The organism is Deinococcus malanensis (genome assembly GCF_014647655.1).
Lineage (GTDB): Bacteria > Deinococcota > Deinococci > Deinococcales > Deinococcaceae > Deinococcus > Deinococcus malanensis.
Genome location: NZ_BMPP01000016.1, coordinates 66,240 through 88,883, shown reverse-complemented (window position 1 = coordinate 88,883; position 22,644 = coordinate 66,240). Strand labels below are relative to the sequence as shown.

Here is a 22,644-nt window from a genome sequence, read left to right as displayed (position 1 = left end):
TTACACGCCACGAACCCTGGCCGCGGGCAGCCCGGTCCCGGTCAGGACCCAGCATCCGAGCCCGAAGAAGGTCATGAGGTCCTCCAGGAGTGAGAACGGCACTCCTGCCATGTCAAGCGTGTGACCGGCCTGGTCGTGCAGGCTCACACCAATGCCCCGGTTTGCGTTCGTGACGACCACCACTGCCACATCCGGCACGACCGCCCGCACCTCCACCGTGAGGCGCCGCAACTCACGCTCTGTGATTCCCCGGTCCACGTCCGGCATCCGCACTGCGTTGAAAAGCGTCATGCTTCACCGTGCCGGGGCGCTGGGTGGGCGCACAAGCTCCCCTCCCCCCAACCCCGGCCAGCGAGGTACGGTATGAGGATGACCCGATATGGCGTAGATGGAGATAAGCCCCCACGATAGGAGGCACCATCATGACTGATCGCAGAATCCACACCGCCGAGTTCAAACGGGATGCCGTGCGACTGGCCCGAACCAGCGGCAACCTGGCCGGGACCGCCCGTGACCTGGGCCTGAATGCTTCCCTACTGCGCAAATGGATGAATGCCGAGCAGGAGAAGGGCAAGGCCGCTTTTCCTGGTCATGGGCAGCAGATCCTGACTCCAGAGCAGCAGGAGATCCGCAGGCTGCGCAAAGAAAACGAAATCCTCCGACAGGAGCGTGAAATCCTGAAAAAAGCCGCGGCCTTCTTCGCCAAAGAAACTACACGCTGAGGTATGAATTCATCCGAGATCATCGAACCCAGTACCGCCTGGATCGGCCTGAAAGAGTTGACCCATCGACCGACGTGTGAGTTCCGGCGGGGTGAGGCGCATGGCCATGGCCCTCAGGGCACGCAGGCCTGCTGCCTCCAGCTGCCCAGCCTGACCCAGCAGGCGCGACGCGGTCTGCACACGGTCAACCCTCCGGCGCCGAATTCGGCCATACCGTGCCAGAGCTGCAGGAAGGTCAGAGGACGCTGTGAGCTGCTCGCCCAGAACCCAGGCGTCTTCCAGGCTCATGGCCGCGCCCTGCCCCAGGTTGGGCGTCATGGCATGCGCGGCGTCGCCCAGTAAGGCCACCCGGCCGTGCACCCAGCAGGGCAGGCGAACCTCGTGGATATCCGTGCGGATTACTGGCGTGTCCGGCTTCAGTCGGGTCAGCAGCTCTGGCGCGGGATCAGCAAATTCCGCGCATCGCGCCCTGACCTCGCTGCTGGGGTCAGGCGTGCCTTCGCGTTGCCCTTCCTGCGCGTTAGCCGTAATGTACCCGTACGTCTGCCCACCCCCGATAGGCACGAATCCCAGCCGGCAGCCCCGGCTCCACATCTCCACGGCATGCCGGGATGCAGGAGCACTGACCACAAAGCGCCAGCTGGTGTAGCCGGCATAGCGTTTCGGAACGTCCCCAAACACGAGGCCGCGAACCGACGAGTGCAGCCCGTCTGCCCCAACCACCACGTCGAATCGGTGCCTGGAGCCGTCACTGAACGTGACATCCACTCCCTGGTGGTCCTGACGAAGAGCCTGCACGGTCGTGCCGAACCGCACTTGTTCTCCGAGACCCTGTCCAAGGACGTCCTGCAATGCCGCGCGGTGCAGGGCAACCGCCCCACCATAAGCCTGATACGACATGGTCTGCAGGGGGCGTCCACGCGCGTCTGTCAGTTGGACCGACGCCAGAGTCTGGCCGGCCTGCGCGGTCACTTCCCGCAGCCCCACCCGGTCCAGAACCCTCAGGGCGTTGACGCTGAGAATCAGTCCCGCGCCCACCGGCCGCCAGGACGCTACCTTCTCGATCACCTGAACCTCGGCCCCGGCGCGTTTCAACACCTGAGCCAGAGTCAGGCCGCCTATTCCGGCACCAACAATCAGGACCGAGGGGGTCATGGCTCACCGCCCTGGTCAGATAAGCAGGCCCGCAGCGCCCGGCCCTGCAGGTGCAGCAGCGCGTCGAGCTGGCGCCGCGTGTCGGCCAGTGTGGCCCCTCCCGCCAGCCAGCCGACAAGGCACGCCTGGTACAGCGAGAAGATAGCCACGGCCGCCGTGTGCGGGTCCAGGTCGGCTGCAATTTCTCCCGCCGTCTGCCGGCCCAGCAGCAGTTCGGTCAGGCGCTGCACGAATGTCTCGCCCTGCTGCATCTCGCGCTCGCGCCAGGGGCTCTGATGAAACAGCACCAGCTGGAGGAAATCACTGGCCAGCACCTGATGCCCCTCGTAAAAGTCGAAAAAGGGATCAAACAGGCGGGGAAGCACCTGAGCGAGCGGACCACTGGTCCGGCGCGGGTCCAGGGCCTGCTCAATCGTCTGGCCGATCACGTCATGAAACACCATCAGCAGCAGGTCGGCTTTGTCGGTCGCGTACCGGAAGATGGTCCCTGTGGCCACATCGGCTTCGGTGGCAATCTGGCGGATGGTGGTGGACCCGTAGCCCTGCTCGGTGAACAGGGTGAGCGCGGCGGCTCGAATCCGCTGCAGTTTGTCCTGCTTGTGGCGTTCACGGCGGCTGGGTGCGGTCAGCCTGGGTGGGCGGGTCATCATGCTTTCCTGGACTGGTTGGGGGCGGCCCAGGACGGGTTTTCGGACGCGAGCAGGAGCAGTGCGGGGAGGAGGTTGATCCAGAATCCGCTAAGTGGGACCAGCGTGACCTGAACGACTGTGAGGACCAGCAGCGCCATTCCGGTGCCCCTGGGCAGCGGCTGACCTGCTCGGGACGCGACGGTGACCCAGACCCCCCACAGCAGCTGTGGGCCGGCGAAACTGCCGAGTGAGCTCCAGAAGGCGGCTTGACGGTCCAGGTGGAGGGGGTGCCAGGGCACCCCGGTCACTCCGGGGAGTTGCTCCGGGGCCATCAGGGCCAGGTGAGGAATGATGCTGGCGAGGGCCAGCAGCAGGTGGCCCACGGCCACGAAGATCAACAGGCGTCCTGCCCATAGTTGCATATCCCACTCCTTTTGAACTTGCTCAAACTTGAACATGTTCACTCTTGCAGAAGTGCTGCCTCATCGACAGGAGGAATGTCCTGACGCGATGCTCGCACCAGCTCACTTTGCGGGTGTGGTGAAGCCCATGGAGTTAACCCTGACTGCTCCACACAGCAGCTCAATCGGGGGCGCTTCTGAAGCTTCATGGCAAATCCAACAGACTCATCCCAATCTCCGCGGGAGGCACAGGATGGGCACAGTTCACGTTCCACATCGACGCGCGTCACTGCTTCCTCACCCATGGTTGCCTGGAAGGTCCGAACTCCATTCCTGTCGTCTTGCTTGGCCCGGTACATCGCGATATCAGCGTGCTTCTGCAGGGTGGTGACGTCCCGGCCATCTTGCGGTGCCACCGCCACCCCGATCGAGCCGGTGACGTGCAGGGTATGCCCGCCGACCTAAACGGGCTGCGCGAGCTGGGCGTGGATCATCTGCGCGACGCGCTGTGCGTCCCGGGCGTTGCGAAGGTCCCGGAGGATGATCGTGAATTCGTCACCGCCCATGCGGGCCACGAGGTCGCCGGAGCGAACCGTCTGGTTGAGCGTCCGGGCCACTTCCTTGTGCAGTTCGTCGCTAACATCATGACCCAGGGTGTCGTTGATCTGCTTGAAGCGGTCGAGGTTGATGAACAGGATGCCGAACGATGCGTTTTCGCCCGCCTGGAGTGCGCGCTCGACCTCCGCCTGGAAATGCGCCCGGTTAGACAGCCCGGTCAGGGCGTCATGGGTCGCCCGGAACCGCCGCTCATCAGGACATGGTGCTGATCAGGCCGGTTGGAGGATGCAGCGCCTCATGGTTCCATGGCATGACGTCACCTTCAGTGCGTTGAGGTGCTTGCTGCCGTACCTCACGCCCTCCTCCTGGTCAGTCTCTTGTAGTGGAGTGAACCCCTGATGGCGGACCAGTGGGCAAGTCACATCTGGGTGGCAGTGTACCGGGCAGCGAACTCAGCCGGTGGGACATAGCCGAGACTGGAATGCAGTCTGCGGGTGTTGTACAGGTCCGCAATGAACGAATCAATGTGCTGCCGGGCATCGTCCAGATCAGCATATTCCTGCAGGTTGACCTCCTCAGTTTTCAGAGTCTTGTAGAAGCTTTCCATCCTGGCGTTATCGTACGGATTGCCCTTTCTGGACATGCTCGGTGTGATCCCAACGGCGCGAAGCCGGTTCACATAGACCCGGCTGGCGTATTGCACTCCCTGATCGGAATGATGCAGGAGTCCCGGCGCCGGACAACGCGCGCTCAGCGCGTTGTTTAACGCAGCGAGCGGGAGTTCAGCATCCAGGAATTTCGACAGGGACCAGCCCACCACCTCACGGGTAAAGCTGTCCAGCACACACGCAAGGTACACGAAGCCCTGCTGCACTCGCACGTAGGTGGGGTCCGCCTGCCACACCTGATCGGGCCGGACGGGTGTGACCTGGGGCAGCAGGTTGGGAAAGCGCGTCTCACGGTGTGTGGAATCGGTGGTCGCCCGATACCGGCGCTCCCTGCGGCACAGCAACTTGCGTTCCCGCATGACCCGCAAGACGCGTTTGTGGTTCACGGGGCGACCTCGCCGGGCGAGTTTTGGCTGGGTCCGGTGCAGAATTACACGAACGGTCAGGCGTTTATCACTGCGTACCAGAAGGCGTTCGGAACGGCTCCTGCAGTGCGGGCTGCGTTCACCTGCGACGCCATGAACGCCATGCTTAATGCGCTCGCAGTGGCAGCACGAAGTGCTGGCAAAACACCCACACGGGCACAGGTGGACGTCGCACTGAACTCGGTCAACATCTCGACCTCACGGGGCGTGACGGGCCCAATCTCCTTCAGAGCCACTGGGGAACGGCGTTCCTCGCCCATGTTCATTGTGGAGATCGATTCACGGACGCTGCAACCCAAAGTCATCTCCGGCCGCCGGCACACCACCTCTAAGTAACCCACCCGCGCGGATACCTGAAAGTTGGTGTGTTGCAAAAGGCCCCTGCCAGACCCAATGGACCACTATTGATTACGGCATAGGTTGGTCTGGATCAGCTTTCGTGGGAGATCCACGTACCGAACACGTTGCCACGCTCCGGCCAGCTTCTCCTTCAAGTCCTCTATCGAACGAGCACAGAAATTCCCCAAAACATTGCGCTTGATGTACGCCCATACTAACTCAATCGGGTTGAGCTCGGGAGCATACGGCGGCAAATACTCCAGGGACAGGCGTTCGTGCACAGCGACGAACGCCTGTACTGCTTTGGCTCTGTGGATGCCGGCGTTGTCCAGGACCACCACGACTTCTCCCTCCATATGGCGTAAGAGGTGCTGGAAAAACCTGATCACATCTCCGCTGCGGATGGATCCTTTCTTGGTGTTCTGGAAGAACTGACCCTCTGTGGTGATCGCACCAATGGTGGAGAGCTTCTCCCAGTTGGCCGGCAGTGTGACCAGGGGCGTGACGCCCCTGGTGGACCAGGTCCGCTTGCGGACCCCTTTCATGGCAAACCCCACCTCATCGAGGTATACCAGGGTGGCACCCTCAGCAACCTTTTTTTTCCAACTCCGGCACCACCTGTTCTTTCCAGCTGGCGATCCGCAGTTCGTTCCGTTCTGCTGCCCGTCCATCCGGCATCTGTGGCGTAAAGCCCAGCTGACGCAGCACTTTGCGCACGTGATCGTGGTGGTACCAGACATCGAAGTGCCGACCGATCAGCTCCACGACGCGCCGAGTGGTCCAGGTTTCGTCCCGAAACCCATGATGCTTGGCACCCTCCCGCAGGAGGGTGCGCAGGTGTTCGTGCTGGACTGAGGTCAGCCGTGCGCTCGGACCTGGCGCAACCGTGGCCTGCAGTGTGCCCTTTTTCTTGAGGCGGGCATTCCATGTGGTGACCGTAACCACGGAGACACCAAAGTATTCAGCGATTTCGCGGTGCGTATGGGTGCCTTGTTGAAGCCATTCAGCGGCCGCCAGCCGTCGTGCTTCCAGTTGCGCACGGGAATACTGGTTGGGTTGCCATTCCATCAGGAATCTAAAATATCAAGACAGAGCCGTGCCGTAATCAATAAATTAGCGTCCAGAGTGATCTTGTTTTCGGGAGTACTCGCTGCCCTGCCGCTTCAGGCCATCAATACTGGTATTGATCTGAGCAGGATGGATCGTAAACCCAGAAGCTGCGCTTGCAAACCGGGACGCTGCTTGGGCGGCCAGCCTGCTGAAAGGCAGGACCGCGTGAACTTGTCAGCCAATGCATGCCAGTCGCGGTGTACGATCTCTCGAAGCAGCCATGAGTGACCTGACATCTGTCCACCTCCGTGATCAGTCGCATGGCCGTTTCGCGGTCATGCCGCCTCAGGTCCGGGTTCACCCCTGGGGGGCCCCACGGTTGCCCGTGTCGGCCACTCACCGTCAGGCGTGGCTGCTCGGCACCCTGGTGACCTTTACGTTCAGCGCCGCGCACGCGGCTGTCCCACAACCCGTCCACTCCGCCCCCGCAGCGCTGACAGCCAGCCGTGTGCGCGTCACAACCACGACCTATACCGTGAAAACCGGGGACACGCTCGCCATTCTCGCGCAGAGGTTCAACACCACCGTGCGGGAACTCATCACCATGAACAACCTTACGGGCACCGTTATCTACGTCACGCAGCGCCTCATTGTGCCCGCCACCGGCAGTGTCACGCCCGTGAAACCAGCCCCTCCGGCAGGGGTCGCCCGAACCATAGTGCTGCTCCAGTCATCCCTGCCCCCGTGGCCGCGTCGGCAGACAGTCCGTGCGGGCCGGTGCAGTGCCTGCTGCTGAGTTCGGCCGATGGCGTCCGCACGTTCAGCGTTGGCGGCCGTCCGGACCTCACCCTGGAGTACCGCACAGCCGCCAAGGGTATTCCGGCGTCCCTGAAAGTCACCTGGAAACGCGACGCGCTCGTTCCGGCGGACGTGGCGATCGTGCCTGAACTCATGCGTACTCTTTTGGGCGATTCGGGAGTGAACGCCTTGGGTGAGGGTGCGTGGCGGGTGCCGACGTGGCTGCTCAGTGAGTGTGGTCGTGGTCCTGCAAAGACCAGTGCCCGGTACCGTCTCGGAATTGACCCCAACCCGAGTGTTCTGTGCGCCCGGGGGAGGCGTGCGGGCGTGGATATCGTGAGTCTCGTCATCAGCCGCTAGACGGCGCTGCACCACGGTTCAGGGCCCCACCGGGTTCTGTCATCCTGCGGCCACTACGCCTTTTTTCCCGTGAACTCACACTTGATCAACCTTCGACAGATTTGTCTCCAGTACGGTGTCCTGGTGAAGCGCCTGAGTCAGGGTTGTGTGCGTCCTTTTGTGGGTGCAGACTGGGGTGCATGAGCCAGACGAAGGGGTGGGGCGTTTTGATCGGCGGTGCGCTGATTGGCCTGGGGCTTAGCCTGCCCGAGGAGATGCTCGGGCTTTCTGCCCTGTGTGCTCGTTTGATTGGCTTAGGCGTGCTGGGCTGGATCCGTTCAGAACAGCCATAAGCTGCTCCATCGTGATAGGGAGTTATCCGGCAGAGGAAGCGTTGAAGAAGGCCTACGGTGTGGCGCTGGCGAAGTGGACAGGCACCGAGCCCCGAAACTGCGCGCGATCTTGTCTTCCATGTGGTTGATCTTCCCGAGGTTCTTCCACGCCAGGTCGCGCCAGGCGTTCGTTACCTGAATCCGGAAGTCCCGCACGTGGTCTGGCCGTCGTACGCTGGCGTGGGGTGAAGCGCGCACAGAGTAGAAACCCGTTACCTGATACACCTTGCCAGAGACAGAACACTCGAGTGGCTCAACGATTATCCCTAAAACACCGACTGTAACTGCAAGGTCATTTCACTCACCACGGCATCGGTCGCAAAGGCTGTACAGGCATACAATCCTGCCTCAGCCAAGGGAGAAACTTCGAAGCGGGCCGACTCCCCAGCCCAACAGAAGTCTGACGCCGTCATATTGGCCGATGCCACACGGTAGGGCGCACCATGCATTCGCTCCGCCACCAGTCCAAGCTGCCCCATCAACACAGCGACCGGCATGGCCGGGTAATGGTCGAAATGTCCCGCGCAAGCTTCTTCTGGAACAACTTCCAGAGTCAATGTGCAAGTCTCACCCTTCCTGCAGAACTTGCCAGGTGGTGGGTCTGGCATCCGCTCGCGTGCCAATCCCGCGAAGGCTGGTGAATACTTGGAACGAAACAGCCGTTTGAAAGCAGCCTCGCTCAGGATGGTGTAGGTCACGCGCAGATGTGCCATAGGCTTCCTTCCTGCCGAGACTGTAATTTCTGCCGCAACCTGCCTTTTCCCTTGTTCAACGACGCTCGCCATAAATGAGATGACCGAACCGTAAGGTGCAGCATTCGCAAAACCTGTGTAAATAGCGTCTTGAGCGAGGTAATACTGACGGTCGTTACTGCCAAGAGCGAGTGCTGCAGCACACAGTCCGCATATCGCCGCGTGCCGGCTGATCTCGGCAGCCTGCATGGGACCCACCTCATTCGAGATGGGCCGCTCAGCGACGGCGGTCGCGAAAAAGGACATTCCATCGCTCTGGAGGTCCCTGAGGGCAAAATATGGCGGCCGAACACAGATCCGGCGCAGGAGAGTGTTGACCTCCAGTGGGACGGGGGCTGCAGTCGCAGAATGATGAACCTGATCGAGCATCTGACCTCCCACTCTGAACGTTTCAGAGTCCGGTGCATGTTATTGAATAAATTGCACGATGTCGGCCCATTCCGACGAACGAAGGACTCGTTTAATCAAGGGGCGTGGGGCTGCTTCCTGGTGGAAACAAGGTTGAGGCCAGGACGGTTTCGAGGGCAGCGTCCGCTGCCACCGGGGGGCAGAGAAAGTAGCCCTGTCCAAGATCGCACCCGAGGTCCCGGAGCATATCGAGTTGCTTCTGGGTCTCAATGCCCTCAGCCACCACCTGCAGGCTCAGGGTACTGGCAATGCCAATGACCGCCTCGATCAACGCCAGTGCAAATTGAGGGGCCCGGCGAGGCGTGCTTAGGTCATGAATAAAGGTTTGATCGATCTTGATGCAGTTGATGGGCAGATCGCGCAGGTAGGCGAGCGAGGAGTAACCTGTCCCGAAATCATCAATCGCAATCCTGACCCCGAGACGCTGCAATTCGTGTAATGACGCCTTGACGACTTCCAGGCGGCGCATGACAGCGCTTTCCGTGAGTTCGATTTCCAGAGCTGAGGCGGGCAGTCGGGCATCTCCCAGTGCCTGACGCACCTGATTCACAAAGTTGACCTGCGTGAACTGCAAGGGGGAAACATTGACTGACACCGTGACTGCCAGGCCTGTCCTGTCAATCCACTCCCGGGCCTGTTGACAAGCTGCCCGCAAAGCCCATTCACCCAGCGGAATAATCTGTCCGTTTGTTTCTGCGATGGGGATAAATTCAGCCGCTGAGACTGGGCCTAATGTTGGATGTGTCCAGCGCAGAAGCGTCTCCAGTTTCCGTACGACGCCATCATCTAGAGAACAGATTGGCTGGTACACCAGGTGGAACTGCTGACAGGTCAGGGCCTGGGTCAGGGCATGCTCAATCTGTTTGAGGCGTTCAATGGCAGAATCGGTGGCCAGCTCGAACCGTCTGATCCCATTCTTGCCGAAGGTTTTCACGGTGTACATGGCACTGTCCGCGTGCTGGATCAGCTGCTGGCTATCGCTCCCGTCGTCAGGATAAACACTCATTCCAATGCTCGCCGTGAGGTGCACGATGTGACCTTCAGCGACGATGGGGCGCGCCAGGTCTGTCAGCAGCGTCTGGGCGATCTGGGAGGCCTTTGTGGGGTCATCAAACACGAGGACTACGAATTCGTCGCCACTCAGCCGGCCTGCGAAGTAGTGTTGGTCCTCAAGCTTTTGCAGCCGTCTTGACGTTTCTTGTAAGGCCCGGTCGCCAATGACATGTCCGAGGGTGTCATTGATCAACTTAAATCCGTCCAGATCTATAAACAGGAGGGCGAATGTCCGCTGTTCTGAAATTGCTGTGTTCATAACTTCGTGCAGTCGCTGACGGTTGGGGAGGCCTGTCAGGAGATCCGTGTCCAGCAACTCCCGCACGGTTTCGTAGGCAGAGATGGAACGGACGTATTTTTCCTTGAATCCGATAAAAGCACTCGTGACAATAAAAAGCACGCCGTTTGCCAGATTGAGCTGGAGCAGTGCGTAAACGGTTCCCTGCGATGGCTGCGAACCAATGACTTGAAGGAGGTACATGACACTGACCAGCAGGAAGAGTGAGAAAAAGATGGTCGAGGCGTTGCGGGCGCCTCGAAGATTGGGGATGAAGAATGAAAGGATTTGTAGAGCCGGAATCCAGAAGAAGGTCTCGGTCATTTCCAGCTGAACTTGGTACGACTGGGGAATAAAGAAAAGAATAAAAACGAGTTTGCTCAGAAAAAGACTGCTCATCGCAAAAACCAGTGCAGTCACCACAGCATTCACTCGTGCTGGGCGTTTCCAGAGGACCAATGAAAGGGTGAGTAAAAGACTGAAGGCCACTGGGTAGCCAATCTGATCGAAAGGGGTGGCCTGACCACTGGGACCATCGAATTGGATGCCAATGAAAAAGGCGAGTGCCGCAGCCGGAAGAGCAAACAACAGGGGACGCCGCCATTCGATCTCCATGTGCGACTTCCGTTCCACTTCTGTCAGGAGTTGAGGCATCTCTACGTTCCAGGCTAGCGGACTACCTGTGGAGTGTGCACCTGCCTTTCGCAACTCCATCTCAGAGAAGGGTTATTGCCACGCAAGCGCGTTCAAGACATTACGCGCAGAGCCGAACAGGTAATACTCGCTGTCCGTCAGCGGGTTGATGTGCTAACAAGAAAGGCGGCCCTTGGGTCGCCTTTCTTGTTGGGTTTGCGCGGCTCAGCTGGTCAATCAGTGTGTGAGTCGGCCGTACTGGTTGGACAGGACGCGTAAAGCGACGCCCACGGTGGCGAGCATGGTGGCGGTGGTGAGGCCGCCCCCCAGACCGAGGAACGCGGCGCTGTGCAGGGCGTGATACGCCGCCTGCAGGGGCTCATTGCGGGCCGCGCACAGCTGCGCGTACACCCCTGCGCCCAATCCGTGGACGTCCGCGCTGCCCTGCCCGGCCATCAGGGCGATGTCCTGCGCGTTGCGTTCGATCTGGGTGGCGAACGCGAGGATCATCTCCCGGGTGGGATGTTCCCCGGCGAGGGTAGGGGAAAACTCGATGGCCGCGATCATCTGCAGGGACAGGGCGATGCAGGTGTCGAAGGTCTGCTGGTTGTGCGTGGAGTCCAGCCTGGCGCTGGCGGCGGCGGTCATGCCTCCAGCGTGAGGGGGCGGACCCTGGCACGTCAAGGCAACCGGGTGGCCCCCCGCAACTCATGAAGAAGGCCGGCGAAGCCTACCAGAACGCCAAGGGATTCATGAGGAGAAATGTGCCTCCAGGAAGCCTGGGCGCGTGAGAAGCTGAACGGATGAAGACGGATTGGCTAGAGCGGGCCTTCGCGGTCCTGGTGGTGGCGTGTGCCGTCGGGATTGGGGTCATGATCGTGCTCGCGTTGGGGTGAAGCAGGGTCGGGTACGCTCTTGGGGTGATGTTTCAGCCTGGCCGTCCCCTTCCCACCGACTCTCAGACCACGCAGGAGCGCACGCTGTACCACCAGGCGCGGGGGAGTGGCGCGGTGGCGACCATGACGCGGGAAGGCGGCACGTGGCAGTGGCGGGAGCTGCACGGGAATGCCCCGGACGGGTCCGGGTCCGGCGGGTGGAATGACCTGCAGAAGTGGTTGAACCAGCAGGCCGAACGGGAGACCCGAAGCACTGGGTGACTCCGTGGCGCGCAGGACGTGTTCTGCCTGCCAGGCGCACGTGAGTGATGCGGCTCAGGCCATGGCTGGTTCACCGCGAGCAGGAACGCTTGAGCCAGTCGTTCTCAGGTGACCGATCAGGACGCGCGGGAACTCGGGCACTTCCGCGGCATCAGCATCGAACGCACTGATCGAGCACCTGCCGTCGTCATCCGTCAGGAACAGGTCCCCATCCTGGAGATGCCCGAAATCGCGGAAGTACAACGTGTCGCCCGGGTGAGCGTCGATCATACTCATGGCATCGGTGGGTCGGACGACGAGGGCCGTGTCTCCAAACCACACAGGCGTCAGGAGGGCCGGGCCGGCGTTCAGGTCATCGGGCCCTGCGGTGGAGGTCCAGCGGGCGCTCAACGGAAGGTTGACCGGGACAGACACTTCATTCTGTTTAGGGCGCCGTTGCCGGAGGACGTCGGTATGGACCAGGTAGTGATTTCTGGCATCGGGAATGAGACCAAGACTGGTGAGGTGCGTGATGATGCCAGGCAGCGGTGACCGCGGATGCATCGGAATGCCTGCCGCTTCACCGATCTCCTAGAGGTAACCATTCCGGCCGAGGGCGTAGCACAACCCGGCGATGACGAACATCAGCCTGCGCTGCGGTTGCGGTATTTCAGGCCAGATTTCACTGAGGCGTGGGAAGAGCGACAACGTCATCTGCCTGGAGTGTAACGTGCGCTGGGGAAGTATTCGTGCGAGGTTGGGGGCACACTCGCGCATGCGCGTGACAGCAACGGAAACGTAAGCGTGCGCGATTGTGGCCTCTGGTCGTGACCTTGGCCGAAGCCTTGAGCCCCCCTTCATAACGGGATCTCCCGCCGTGCTCCGGAAGTTCTGTTGCTCTCCATCAGCACTGCCCTGATTCATCAGGCTGACTGCTGATGTCATGCAAGAGTCTTGTGACTTCTCTAAGTACACCATGAGTTTATGTTTAAAAGCCTGAAGAATCCCACCGTTCGTGGTGGACTTGGCCTCGCCCTGAGCGCCGCGCTGCTGGCTGGATCGGCCGACGCTGCCACCCTCAAGATTGCGACCATGAGCCCCCTGACGGGTGACCTGAGCGCCATCGGTCTGGAGATCAAACGCGCCACCGAACTCGCCATCAAGGACCAGGCCCCCGCCTTCCGCGCCCTCGGCCACACGGTTGTCCTGACTTCTTTCGACGACAAAGGCGCTCCCGTCACGGCCGCCCTGGAAATCAAGCGTGTCATCGCCGACCGCGGCATCCTCGGCGTGGTTGGGGCGTACAACTCCGCCGTCTCCAACGTGATCGGCGAGGCTACCGCTGCTTCAAAACTCACCGTCATCTCCCCGGCGAGCAGCAACGACGCCCTGACTACTCAAGGTTGGCTCCACTTCAACCGCCTCGTGCCGCCCGACCGCTCACACGCCGTCGCAGCCCTGAACTACATGACGGCCGAACTGAAAGTCAAAACCGCGTTCGTGGTGTCGGACAACACCGGGTACGGCAACGGCCTGACCAAAACCATCATGGCGGAGATGAAAAAACGCGGCGTTGAAGTCGTGGAGTACGTGGGCGTCTCCACTGACGAGGAAGCCGCCGCGACCGTCAAGAAGATCAAGGCCGCTGGTATGGACCTGGTGTACTGCGGATGTTACGAGAACGTCCTCGCTCCAGTGCTCAAGGGCATGCGCGCCGAAGGCATCAAGGCCTCGTTCATGGGGGCGGGCACGCTGGACTCCCCGAGCTTCGTCAAGCGCGTGGGTGTGGATGCCGAAGGCGCGGTGTTCACCACAGGGTTCGGTCCGATCACGTCGTTCACGAGTGCAGCCGGGTTCATCGAGAAGTACAAAGCGGCGTACGGTGCCGTGCCGAGCGGCATGGCGGGGTACGCGTATGACGCGGCCACCACCCTCCTGATGGGTATTCGCACAGCAGGCGGTAAAAACGTGCCTACCCGCATAGCGGTCGCAGCGGCGGTACGCAAGACGAACCTGCCCGCGTGCTTCAGCGGAACGGCGAACAACTGCACGACCGTGTCGGGGGCCATCGGCTTTGCGAATGACGGTGACCGTGACCGCTCGCGCCTGCTGGTGATGAAGTTCAGCCCACTGCTGCAAGCGCAGATCGAGAAGAGCTACACCATCAACGCCAAGTAAGCCGAGGATGACCGTGATGCTGCCGGATGAATCGGTAGAAGAGCAGAGCGTGGCGTCCCTCCCACGTGAGGCGCTGGCCGGCGACCGAGTGGCCGTGCGGGTGGAGAAGGGGAACCTGCTGGGCACGTGGCTGCTCCCGCGGGTGGGTGGACTCCAGGCTTGATGCCTGGGCGTCCGCCCACGGGGGCTGTAGTGCAGGTGATCTCCCCGGTTACAGGTGCGACCGGACCGCTTTCTGAATGGCGTCCACGGTGTTCGTGGTGTGCGGGTTGAGGTGCAGCACGGTCACGATCAGCTTGTTCTGGTAGTTGTCCCTCTCGACCACTGGAGGTGCACGGCGGTCACGGCCGTAGGACTTCGTGGACAGGACCACGGCGAGAACCGGGTGCGCGGATCGCTGAGTGACGATCACGTAGTCGAAGGTCTTACTGGTGTAGCGTTCCAGGGTGCCTTTGGAGCCAGGTTGGGTGAGGGTCAGCGCGACGCAGTTCTCCAGGAGCATGTGGGGCCGGACCTCGTACGGGAGGCCCTGGAGGGCCGTGCGGAGGTTGCTTTCGAACTGGTCGCTGATGCGTGCACCGCGAGGGTGAGGCAGCCCGTCCACCGGGGAAGGGGTCTGATCCGGCTGCGGGGAGCGTGGGCGCTGGCGACGAAACATGACCACCTCGCAGCGTACCAGTGTTGCTTTCCTGTTGTGGTGAACATGTAGAGGTGGGCAGGAAGAAAGCCCTGCAGCGGGGCAGGGCTGGGAACCGCCTTCACTCGGGCGGGTTGAAATTGTTGATGCCTGAGCATACGCCAGGCGTCCTGACACGAGTGTCACGCACGAGCAGCCCCAGGCGGGCCAGAGCCCTGGAGTCAGGGCAACGCTGAAGCCGACCGCACGCCGCCCTCGCGCACTTGAAGTTCGTTAATCCTGCGTTCTGAAGAGAATTCCAACAGGTTTCGTAGGCAGAATGGAAGCAAGCGAACCCCACCTTTCCGTCTTTCCTGACCCCCTTTTTCGGGTTTGGAAGCGAGGAAGTACACCACGTTCGCCCCAGGAGGTCAGTCATGGTCAGTACTTCCCCACGTCCACACTCCTTCACCCCCTCCCCGGAATTGCTCCGCGACTGGCACGCGGGTCGCGCCACCCGGGAGCAGGTGATCGCCGCCCTGATGGAACTCGGTGCGGGTTCCGCGGTCCGCGACGTCCTGCAGACGATGGTGGCCTCACCTTCAGGCCCTTGCACGGGGCAGGCCGGACCTACCGGAACGGATGACTGACGACAGGAACTGCTGTCCTGTAAAGCTCGCGCGTGGCACGCTCCTGAGGCGGCTGGCCTGCTGGTGGGTCCGACGGCACTCCTGCTGACGGATGGGGTCCGGGCCGTCATTCTGGATGACGCCGGGACGCGGTGCCTGCCTTCCGGGGTGGCACTCTCCCTACTGTTGCTCGCGCAGACCATCGTGATGGCCGATGACGCACTCGACGCGCAGGAGATCGAAGGTATGCGGCGCTGCCGGGTCCAGGCGAGTTCGAGTTCCCTGTCCGAAATCACGCCCATTCACTGACACGAGGCGCGAAAGCCCCACGTCAGACTCAGGACCTGAAGGCCGGGCAACGACAAAAAAAGCCCACGGAACTGCGTGTCCGTGGGCTTATCGGTGCCTGAGGGTCAGGCTGTGATTGCGGGGTCGGCGTCATGGGTCTGGGCGGCCGGGCCGCCGCGCATCAGTTCGAGCACCCGCGCGCGGATCTCCTCGAGCAGGTCAGGCCGCTCACTCAGGAAGGCCACGGCTTTTTCCTTGCCCTGCCCGATGCGCTCATCGTTGTAGGAGTAGAAGCTCCCCGCTTTCTTGATGACTTCGAAGGTCGTGGCGAGCGTGACCAGATCGTCCATGGCATCGAACCCGTGACCGTACCGGAGGGTCAGTTCGACTTCCTTGAAGGGTGGGGCAATCTTGTTCTTGACCGTCTTGATCTTCACCGTGTGCGATACAGCGACGTTGTTTTCCATATTCGATTTGCCACCCACCTTGCGCACGTCGATGCGGACTGAAGCGTAGAACTTCAGGGCCTTGCCGCCACATTCGGGTTGTTCGTGAGGGCATTGAGGTGTCCCTCGTTGAGGCTGCCCGCGAAGCCGTTAACGATGCTGTAGACGAACTTGGGGGTCACGCCAGCAGCCTGGGCAAGCCCGCTCATCCGTCACGTCCTGACCAACCCCCGCCATTACCCCGTGCCCATCCCCAGCGTCCGGCTGACCCCGCAGGACGCACGTCACGCCGCCTGAAGGATCACCCCCGCCCGTGCCTCAGCGCACCCGTTCACCTGCGCGCGCACCTCCTCGCCACCGCGCGCCACGCGTTACGGCATGCGTGCCCGGGTCGAGCTCAGGGTGTTGGGCCTGTGGAATGAAGGCGCCTGTCAGGAACGTACGCGTGGTGTTCCATGTCAGCCAGAAGCCGTCAAGAAAACGCAGGCGGTGAACCCACAGGCCCTGCGACTTCAGCCACGTGGCGGGCCACGGCCAGCAACCGCGCTTCCCCCCACCGTCGCCCGACAAGTTGCACGCCAATCGGAAGTCCCTGGGCCGTGAGCGTCACCGGCACGACCACCACCGGGTGCCCGGTCAAATTAAAGGGCATGCAGTGCGCCAGCGCGGTGCTCCAATACGGATACTCCTCCCCGTCCATAACCACAGGCGTTCCCGGCGTCCGGTGGGTCCAGGCGGGCGTGCCCACCACGGGGCACATCAGCACGTCAACGTCAGCGAAGAAGGTCTCCAGCTGCGCGATCAGCCGGTCCCGCCGGTCGAGCAGGCTGATGTACTCGCGCATGGTGACCTCGCGCTCGCCCGACTGGGGCTGCGCAGAACGCGGCACTTCCGCGTTAAAGAGTGCCATTCCCACTTCATTGGCTTCGGTGACGCTCCAGGTGAGTGGCCCCTCGTGACGTACCATCATCTGTTTGCTCAGCCTGGCCGCCACGTCCGCGATCGCTGTGGTCGTGGCCTCGTCCGTGGGCAACCCGAGGTCCTCGGACCAGGTCAGACGAATCTGTCGCCTGTCCACGTCCGGGAGAGGTTCGATGGGTACGGGAGGAACTTCCCACTGCCGACCGTCCGGGCCAGCCAGAACAGAAAGGGCCAGGGCCAGATCGTCCACACTGCGCGCCAGGGGCCCCAGGGTGGCTAGATGACGCAAGCCTCTGGGCATGCCGGGAAGTTCGGGGATATGGCCCGTGGTGGGAATGCGGTGTTCGGTGGGCTTCAGGGCGAAAATGCCACAGAAGTGAGCCGGAATGCGCACGGAACCGCCAGCATCACTGCCCAGGCCGAGAGGACTGAGCCCGGCGGCAACCGCGGCCGCCTCACCACCGGAGGAACCACCTGGCGAGTGTCGGGCATCCCAGGGGTTATTGGTCCGGCCGAAGATGGGATTGTCCGGTTCAGCGCCCATCGCCAGGGTGGGCGTGTTGGTTTTTCCGATCAGGACGCCACCCGCTGCCTTGAGCCGGGCCACGGCCGGCGCGTCGATGGCCGGGAGGTGGTCACTTAAGGGAAGGAAGCCCGCGGTGGTGCGCAATCCGGCGGTTTCCAGGACGTCCTTGACGGTGAACGGCAGCCCCAGGAGTGGCAAGGTGACACCCTGTGCTCTGGCTTCGTCTGCCTGACGGGCGGTGCGCCTTGCCTGCTCGACATCCAGCGTGACGACCGCATTGAGGGCAGGGTTCAGGCGTTCGATGCGAGCCAGATGAAGTTCCAGCAGTTCCACGGCGGAAAGATCGCGTTGCTCAAGTGCCTGAAGCATCTGATGGGCGGGGACGAACGGACCCGGGACTGAGGCAGTCATAGACCCTCCAGAACCATCGGTGAGGCGGACGGCTGAACGCTGGTATGGGTATCGTACGACACTTCTCAAGCCTGATGGTCCGGCAATCCAGGTTGCGGACGCCATGACGTCGGCCAACACGGTGATGGCGTGCTGGAGTTAATGCCCTTCAACGGACGGGCCGACAATGGCTTGGCTCACGGGATTGCTCACGGTGCTGAGACACTGGTGCGCCCGCCAGAATCCATTTCCGTTAGCGCCCGGGTGGAGTGATGGGCACGAGAGGCACGGGGCGGGGCACCACCTTCTGCACCGGCTCACCTTGAATGATGGAACCGCAGCGAACCGCCTCGCCGGTCTGCCGCATGAACAGGCGGACGTACGCGCCACAGTTCATCGCAGGCGCAAGCTGGTAAGGAGCGTTATTGAGCCATTCGTTGTGCCCGTCAAGGGAACGGATGAAGCCCAGCATGACGTTCGGGGTACTCAGCACCTGCGTGGCTCCCAGGTCTCGGAGCAGACGGTTGATCTCCGCAGGCGGCAACAGCACCAGTTTGCCGATGGTCACGGTGTTGTAACCCGCCGGAAACACGCGGTAATCGAAACGAGCAGACGGATTGGCAAACCCGTCATCCGCGATGCGCAACTCGCCTCGGTTCATCTGGCGCAAGGTGGTTTTCTGACCGCCAGGCGTGGCCATCACCCGGTCAAAGTGCACTTCCGGGCTGGTCACATACGCTTTGAGTTCCTCGACCGTCAGCCCGAAGGCCTGCCGAAGGAGCGAGTTGAGAAGGTCGCGTTTCATCTGCTCGACGGCCTCGCGGATGAAGGCCGGGAACAACGCGGACAGCACGCTGTTGATCAGTCCGAGGCTTCCACCCACCGCGTCCGGAGCGCCAGACATGGACAGCAGATGGTCATAGACGTATTGTTCCGCCACCTTCTGCGCCCGCGCTGTGTCCACACCGCCGGTGTTGTACACCAGGGCCCGCGCGAGCTGATGACTCACTCCCGGCCAGGCCCGCAGTCCGTCGTCAATGTCCTTGATCCAATACTCCTTGTACGTGATCGGCGCGGCATTCACGGCCATGTACGCTGCTTTCTCCGCCTGAATCACCCCGGCCTGCGTGACCAGCAGCGTGGCACTGCACGAGAAATCCAAGGGCTTGCACCGCGCGGCCGCAGCCAGCTTGTCCGCGGACCGGCGGTCGAAGTCGGCCTTGCGCCGGTAATATTCATCCACGTCCCGCTGCAGGCCAGCGCGCAGATCCGAGTACACCCGCGGCACCGACGTGGCCGCTCCCGGCCCGGCGAGCAACTGATCTCGCAGGACCGACCCGGGCCGGGCGTCCACCATCCGCCGGTACATGAAGTCCGACACCCCATCAATCGACACGCTGTTCTCATTCACTGGCCGGCCCGCTGCATCCACTGGAGGGGGTGTCCGTTTGGCCACGTACCCCTCCAGTACGATGTGCCGCACCGCATTCGGCCCCAGGGCGAACTCCCCGCCGGTGTAAGCATTCACGAAGGTATGGCCGTACATGTCGCCCGCCGCATGCGTGAGGTACCCCACCACGAACGCCTTGATGGCCAACCGGTTCCCGCCTCCCTCGGCTGCCGCGCTGTCCCACAGGTACTGGAGCCAGCTGTTCGCTCCCCCCGGCGCGTCCGGCCGCTTCGGCAGGCTCTCGTCCGGGTGAATGACGCGCTGACCGGTCAGCAGGTCCGGGTAGGCGTCCGGACCCAGGACCCCGGCGCGGTACTGCGCGGGGGCCGCCCGCAAGGCCGCCAGGATCTCAGGGTCCACGGCGTAGTCACGGCAGTCGCCTGCGATGGTTCCTGCCTCGTAGTTGGTGCGGCAGATGGTGACCCGGCCGTCGGTGACTGCGTCTGTCAGCGCCTGCTCAGCGAAGTAGATGTGAGTGCTGGGCTTCCAGGCCATCGCACTGGATGCCAGGGCTGCACCGAGGATGAGGAGGGCTCGGCGCTTACCGGGCCGCGAGGATGAGGTGGGGATCATGATGGGGTCCCTCCAGTCCGCCAGGAGCGGATATTGAGAGATGTCGTCCAGGCAGTTTGAGCGGGAGCATCAGTTTCTGGGGCCGTCCTCCTCTTGACGCTGATGAATCTGGTACCCACAGCCTAAGCGGCTGGGCGTGGCAACAGCGTGGCAACTTCAAGGGCGGGGACAGCCAATCTCGTGCGCATCCTCCACAAGACGCAGGATGCCGACGCAGGGCTGCCATGCCCGGCCATTAGTCGCAGGGCTGCCATCCCGGCCTGATTGGGTCCTGGCCACGCGGATGTCTTGCAGGGAATGCTCTGCGCGTCGTCCCGCACCTGGAGTTCGTCCCACAAGCCCGCCGGGAGGAGTTCGAAAGACCCGAGTATCATCCGTAACCACGGACAGGTGCTTGTGGCTTACGGTGAAGCATGCGACATGTTCTGCTCCCGATCCTGCTGACGGTGGCTTCCGCATGGTCCATCCCTGCAGGGGCCTTCGCGCCTGTCCTCGTGCAGCTCCCAGGTGCCGACCAGGCGGAATTGCTGGGCGCCTGGACAGGAAGTGGCTGGCTCCCTGCCGTCCAGGCCGCCCCCCGCACTCGTGCCGGGGAAACCTACCGGCCGGTTTCCGGCCCTGCCACGCCAGTTACGGGAGGTCGCGCGGAATCGTTCGGGGATCCGTGCATGTCCGCTTACGCTGTCCGCCTCACGCCGGGCCTGGCCTCCGGTCCCTTCCGGCTGCTCGTTCCCGGCACGGTCAAGGGGCACCCCCGCCCGGTCGTCAGCGTGCCCACGAACAACCCGACCTACCGCGAGATTGTGCGCGCGGAACTGACTAGGCGCGGCCTGACCGGCGCGAAGGTCAACGTGTTGGGTGTGACCCGCACGGATCTGGACGGCAATGGCACCCAGGAAGTCATCCTGGAAGCCGCGCACTTTGCCGGACGTCAGGGCCTGGACCCACCGCCTGTCGGCATGCCGGGCGACTACAGCCTGCTCCTGCTCCGGCAGGTGATGAACGGCCGGGTCGTGACCACCGTACTCGGAGAGCACCTCGCCCCCCGCACGCCCTGGGACCCGGGTTCGGATCAACCCATGCCCATGGCGACCCTGTACCGGCTGGCCGGCATCGCTGACCTGAACGGGGACGGACGCATGGAAGTCGTGACATTCGGCGCGTACTACGAAGGCTATGCCCTGGACGTGAATGAGTGGAGGTCCGGCAGTGGCCTGAAGTCCCGCCTTCAAGGGGGATGCGGGGTCTGACAGCTCACCCCGGACCTGTCCGCGCGCATGTTCGTCACCCTGCGCGGTCCCACGCCCCAGTCAAGTGCACGCCGTGCTGCACATGTCGCGGAACGTCATCTGCAGCTCCTGATTGCTTGGCACACATGCGCCCCATCACCCTGCGAAGCATGATCTCCACTCACCCGCCGACTGCCCAGCTCGTCCTGACGGATTTCGGGGCGGTCCTCCTCGTCGAGCATCACCGCTCTGAGCACTCCGTTCACCTCACCCTGATCACCGATTTCAACGGCATCTCCGCCGAACTCACCGGCGCGTGCCCCGAGCACCTCATCCCGCGCCTGCGCGCCTTCCTCCAGGAAGGCACGACCGGAACCGTGCACGACCTCCTCCCCGCACAGCAGGGCGTCGCATTCATTCACGCCGGTGCCGCCACCCTCACCCTGGGCGCCGTTCGACCGCATGGCTCCCCCAGCCTCAGTAGCCAGTTCCTGATCACCATGGACGACCGCCGGCGCCTCGCGGCCGCACTCCAGCAGGTCATGAGCCCCCTTGCCCTCCAGGCCAGCTGATGCGCTTACAGCCGCTTGCCCTGACCCCCTCTCCCAGTGGAGGCTGAACCCATGACCGACTTCGACTTCGACTTCGATGCCACCAGCCAACTGCCCCAACTGACCGACGACACCACCCGCGTCATGATCGGCATGGAACTCACCGAGCAGTTCCCCTTCCAGGACCGCCACAACCTCGCCCTGATGGCCAACCACATCGTGGACGCCGTCCGTGCCCTCACGCCCACCGTGCTCGCGCAGACCCGCGCGCAACTCGCGTTCACCCTGGACCCGCAGGAGCGCACCGTGCACCTGGTCGCGCACGTGCCCGAGCAGCAGGACACCACGAGTGCCGGCGTGGAAGCCCGCCACCTGGGCAACCTGCTCGCGAGTGACCAGTTCGTCGAGACCCTGAACGACACCGAGATGCGAAGGAACGTGTACGCGGTCGCGTACCGGGCCCTCCTGAACAGCCAGGCCGGGTACGACGGGCACGGCGGGTTCGAGGAGGCCGTCGAACTGGCCACGGCGGCCCTCGCGCACCCACCCGCCATCGCGCGCGGGAACTAGGGGGCGCACGCTGCTGCGATTCGAGTTGCTCACGTGCGCTCGTGCGGGACTCCTGCAGGGGCTCGGCGGTACGTACGGCTTCCACGTTCTGCAGGTCACGTACGGACCCCACGAAATCCTCCCCGGTTCAGGACCGAAACCGGACGCCAGGCTGGTGCGGTACAGCGGAGTGCTGCTCGTGATCCACCCAGAGGCCTTCCGGGAGGCGCTCACGAATCGGATCGGGCGGCATAAGGGATCCGCTCACCCGAGCGTGGGGTGCATGCGTGTCAGTCAAGACCTCTCGCGAAGGTCAGCGCGACGCAGTCTTCGAGGAGCATGTCGGGTCGGACGTCATAGGGGACGTTCTGGAGGGCCGTGTGGACCTCGCTTTCGAACTGGTCGCTGATGCGTGCTCCGTGAGGGCGAGGTGGAGCTTGTGTTGCGGGCGGGGTGCTGTCTGACTGGCGTGGGCGACGAAACTTGAGCACCTCTCAACGTACCAGGGTTCGTTGTTCTGGTCTGGCGAGAATGTTGATGTGAGCATGGGAAAAGCCCTGCAC

The 22,644-nt window shown here is 62.7% G+C and carries 28 protein-coding genes and 2 pseudogenes; 14 read left to right on the top strand and 16 right to left on the bottom strand.

The window, feature by feature from the left end:
- Positions 1–291 (bottom strand): hypothetical protein, encoded by a 291-nt coding sequence (locus IEY49_RS16690; RefSeq protein ID WP_189010814.1) that lies wholly within the window; start codon positions 289–291, stop codon positions 1–3.
- A gap of 131 nt (positions 292–422) precedes the next feature.
- On the opposite strand from IEY49_RS16690, the pseudogene IEY49_RS16685 reads away from it, so the two are divergent.
- A pseudogene (locus IEY49_RS16685) lies at positions 423–766 on the top strand (transposase); the annotation flags it as partial.
- On the opposite strand, the gene IEY49_RS16680 reads toward IEY49_RS16685, so the two are convergent.
- From IEY49_RS16680 to IEY49_RS22095, 4 genes are read right to left on the bottom strand one after another with little or no spacing between them, the layout of a single operon-like run.
- Entirely contained in the window at positions 732–1,877 is a 1,146-nt protein-coding gene (locus IEY49_RS16680; RefSeq protein ID WP_189010812.1) for an FAD-dependent monooxygenase, read from the bottom strand. The pseudogene IEY49_RS16685 and the gene IEY49_RS16680 overlap by 35 nt on opposite strands.
- Positions 1,874–2,524, bottom strand: coding sequence for a TetR/AcrR family transcriptional regulator (locus tag IEY49_RS16675; RefSeq protein ID WP_189010810.1), 651 nt, complete (start codon positions 2,522–2,524; stop codon positions 1,874–1,876). Before IEY49_RS16675 ends, IEY49_RS16680 begins: the two co-directional genes overlap by 4 nt.
- Positions 2,524–2,928 (bottom strand): DUF6463 family protein, encoded by a 405-nt coding sequence (locus IEY49_RS16670; RefSeq protein ID WP_189010808.1) that lies wholly within the window; start codon positions 2,926–2,928, stop codon positions 2,524–2,526. The genes IEY49_RS16675 and IEY49_RS16670 overlap by 1 nt, the downstream gene beginning before the upstream one ends.
- A 38-nt stretch (positions 2,929–2,966) precedes the next feature.
- Complete coding sequence (locus tag IEY49_RS22095) at positions 2,967–3,323, bottom strand: hypothetical protein (RefSeq protein ID WP_444542417.1); 357 nt, start codon at positions 3,321–3,323, stop codon at positions 2,967–2,969.
- Positions 3,324–3,356: 33 nt separating this feature from the next.
- On the opposite strand from IEY49_RS22095, the gene IEY49_RS22090 reads away from it, so the two are divergent.
- Complete coding sequence (locus tag IEY49_RS22090; RefSeq protein WP_444542416.1) at positions 3,357–3,734, top strand: hypothetical protein; 378 nt, start codon at positions 3,357–3,359, stop codon at positions 3,732–3,734.
- Positions 3,735–3,883: 149 nt separating this feature from the next.
- Here IEY49_RS22090 and IEY49_RS16660 read toward each other — a convergent pair whose 3' ends face one another.
- Positions 3,884–4,561 (bottom strand): IS3 family transposase, encoded by a 678-nt coding sequence (locus IEY49_RS16660; protein WP_268239082.1) that lies wholly within the window; start codon positions 4,559–4,561, stop codon positions 3,884–3,886.
- Here IEY49_RS16660 and IEY49_RS16655 point away from each other — a divergent pair.
- Positions 4,556–4,894, top strand: coding sequence for an ABC transporter substrate-binding protein (locus IEY49_RS16655; RefSeq protein ID WP_189010804.1), 339 nt, complete (start codon positions 4,556–4,558; stop codon positions 4,892–4,894). The two genes, IEY49_RS16660 and IEY49_RS16655, sit on opposite strands and share 6 nt — an antisense overlap.
- Positions 4,895–4,959: 65 nt before the next feature.
- Here the strand turns inward: IEY49_RS16655 and IEY49_RS16650 are convergent.
- Positions 4,960–5,965 (bottom strand): IS630 family transposase gene (locus IEY49_RS16650; protein WP_189010802.1). Its coding sequence is split into 2 segments (ribosomal slippage): positions 4,960–5,496 and positions 5,498–5,965, totalling 1,005 coding nucleotides; the frame shifts between segments, so codons are not numbered across the junction.
- A gap of 262 nt (positions 5,966–6,227) precedes the next feature.
- Between IEY49_RS16650 and IEY49_RS16645 the strand changes: the two genes are divergently transcribed.
- From IEY49_RS16645 to IEY49_RS16635, 3 genes are all read left to right on the top strand, one after another.
- Positions 6,228–6,743: a LysM peptidoglycan-binding domain-containing protein gene (locus tag IEY49_RS16645; RefSeq protein ID WP_189010800.1), complete on the top strand. Its 516-nt coding sequence runs from the start codon at positions 6,228–6,230 to the stop codon at positions 6,741–6,743.
- Positions 6,725–7,105, top strand: coding sequence for a hypothetical protein (locus IEY49_RS16640; RefSeq protein ID WP_189010798.1), 381 nt, complete (start codon positions 6,725–6,727; stop codon positions 7,103–7,105). Before IEY49_RS16645 ends, IEY49_RS16640 begins: the two co-directional genes overlap by 19 nt.
- 179 nt (positions 7,106–7,284) lie before the next feature.
- Positions 7,285–7,437, top strand: coding sequence for a hypothetical protein (locus IEY49_RS16635; RefSeq protein WP_189010796.1), 153 nt, complete (start codon positions 7,285–7,287; stop codon positions 7,435–7,437).
- Positions 7,438–7,742: 305 nt separating this feature from the next.
- Here IEY49_RS16635 and IEY49_RS16630 read toward each other — a convergent pair whose 3' ends face one another.
- The 3 genes from IEY49_RS16630 to IEY49_RS16620 all read right to left on the bottom strand — a co-directional run bounded on the left by IEY49_RS16630 (position 7,743) and on the right by IEY49_RS16620 (position 11,247).
- Positions 7,743–8,417, bottom strand: a complete 675-nt coding sequence (locus IEY49_RS16630; RefSeq protein ID WP_189010794.1) for a hypothetical protein — start codon at positions 8,415–8,417, stop codon at positions 7,743–7,745.
- A gap of 271 nt (positions 8,418–8,688) precedes the next feature.
- Positions 8,689–10,581, bottom strand: a complete 1,893-nt coding sequence (locus IEY49_RS16625) for a putative bifunctional diguanylate cyclase/phosphodiesterase (RefSeq protein WP_189010792.1) — start codon at positions 10,579–10,581, stop codon at positions 8,689–8,691.
- A 255-nt stretch (positions 10,582–10,836) separates the two neighbouring features.
- Positions 10,837–11,247, bottom strand: a complete 411-nt coding sequence (locus IEY49_RS16620) for a hypothetical protein (RefSeq protein ID WP_189010790.1) — start codon at positions 11,245–11,247, stop codon at positions 10,837–10,839.
- Positions 11,248–11,519: 272 nt separating this feature from the next.
- On the opposite strand from IEY49_RS16620, the gene IEY49_RS16615 reads away from it, so the two are divergent.
- Positions 11,520–11,756, top strand: coding sequence for a hypothetical protein (locus tag IEY49_RS16615; protein WP_189010788.1), 237 nt, complete (start codon positions 11,520–11,522; stop codon positions 11,754–11,756).
- A 54-nt stretch (positions 11,757–11,810) separates the two neighbouring features.
- On the opposite strand, the gene IEY49_RS16610 is transcribed toward IEY49_RS16615, so the two are convergent.
- Positions 11,811–12,299, bottom strand: a complete 489-nt coding sequence (locus tag IEY49_RS16610) for a hypothetical protein (protein WP_189010786.1) — start codon at positions 12,297–12,299, stop codon at positions 11,811–11,813.
- A 420-nt stretch (positions 12,300–12,719) separates the two neighbouring features.
- On the opposite strand from IEY49_RS16610, the gene IEY49_RS16605 reads away from it, so the two are divergent.
- Both IEY49_RS16605 and IEY49_RS16600 read left to right on the top strand, forming a co-directional pair.
- Positions 12,720–13,913 (top strand): branched-chain amino acid ABC transporter substrate-binding protein, encoded by a 1,194-nt coding sequence (locus tag IEY49_RS16605; RefSeq protein ID WP_189010785.1) that lies wholly within the window; start codon positions 12,720–12,722, stop codon positions 13,911–13,913.
- A gap of 16 nt (positions 13,914–13,929) precedes the next feature.
- Complete coding sequence (locus IEY49_RS16600; RefSeq protein WP_189010876.1) at positions 13,930–14,076, top strand: hypothetical protein; 147 nt, start codon at positions 13,930–13,932, stop codon at positions 14,074–14,076.
- A 48-nt stretch (positions 14,077–14,124) separates the two neighbouring features.
- On the opposite strand, the gene IEY49_RS16595 is transcribed toward IEY49_RS16600, so the two are convergent.
- Positions 14,125–14,571, bottom strand: coding sequence for a hypothetical protein (locus tag IEY49_RS16595; protein ID WP_189010784.1), 447 nt, complete (start codon positions 14,569–14,571; stop codon positions 14,125–14,127).
- A gap of 395 nt (positions 14,572–14,966) precedes the next feature.
- Here IEY49_RS16595 and IEY49_RS16590 point away from each other — a divergent pair, with 395 nt between their 5' ends.
- Positions 14,967–15,179 (top strand): hypothetical protein, encoded by a 213-nt coding sequence (locus tag IEY49_RS16590; protein WP_189010783.1) that lies wholly within the window; start codon positions 14,967–14,969, stop codon positions 15,177–15,179.
- 63 nt (positions 15,180–15,242) lie between these two features.
- Positions 15,243–15,467 carry a hypothetical protein gene (locus IEY49_RS16585; protein WP_189010782.1) on the top strand — a complete coding sequence of 75 codons (225 nt, stop codon included), beginning with the start codon at positions 15,243–15,245 and terminating at the stop codon, positions 15,465–15,467.
- A gap of 104 nt (positions 15,468–15,571) precedes the next feature.
- Here the strand turns inward: IEY49_RS16585 and IEY49_RS16580 are convergent.
- The 4 genes and pseudogenes from IEY49_RS16580 to IEY49_RS16565 all read right to left on the bottom strand — a co-directional run.
- Positions 15,572–15,982, bottom strand: a pseudogene (locus IEY49_RS16580) (recombinase RecA family protein); the annotation flags it as partial.
- Entirely contained in the window at positions 15,967–16,101 is a 135-nt protein-coding gene (locus IEY49_RS21725) for a hypothetical protein (RefSeq protein ID WP_268239078.1), read from the bottom strand. The pseudogene IEY49_RS16580 and the gene IEY49_RS21725, both read right to left, overlap by 16 nt.
- Positions 16,102–16,364: 263 nt before the next feature.
- A complete protein-coding gene (locus IEY49_RS16570) occupies positions 16,365–17,750 on the bottom strand; it encodes an amidase (protein ID WP_189010781.1) in 1,386 nt (461 codons plus the stop codon).
- Between the two features lie 232 nt (positions 17,751–17,982).
- Positions 17,983–19,752 (bottom strand): hypothetical protein, encoded by a 1,770-nt coding sequence (locus IEY49_RS16565; protein WP_189010780.1) that lies wholly within the window; start codon positions 19,750–19,752, stop codon positions 17,983–17,985.
- Between the two features lie 668 nt (positions 19,753–20,420).
- Between IEY49_RS16565 and IEY49_RS16560 the strand changes: the two genes are divergently transcribed.
- The 3 genes from IEY49_RS16560 to IEY49_RS16550 all read left to right on the top strand — a co-directional run bounded on the left by IEY49_RS16560 (position 20,421) and on the right by IEY49_RS16550 (position 22,102).
- Complete coding sequence (locus IEY49_RS16560) at positions 20,421–21,002, top strand: hypothetical protein (protein WP_189010778.1); 582 nt, start codon at positions 20,421–20,423, stop codon at positions 21,000–21,002.
- Between the two features lie 149 nt (positions 21,003–21,151).
- Entirely contained in the window at positions 21,152–21,553 is a 402-nt protein-coding gene (locus IEY49_RS16555; RefSeq protein WP_189010777.1) for a hypothetical protein, read from the top strand.
- A gap of 51 nt (positions 21,554–21,604) precedes the next feature.
- Positions 21,605–22,102 carry a hypothetical protein gene (locus IEY49_RS16550; protein ID WP_189010776.1) on the top strand — a complete coding sequence of 166 codons (498 nt, stop codon included), beginning with the start codon at positions 21,605–21,607 and terminating at the stop codon, positions 22,100–22,102.
- The last annotated feature ends 542 nt before the right edge of the window (positions 22,103–22,644 follow it).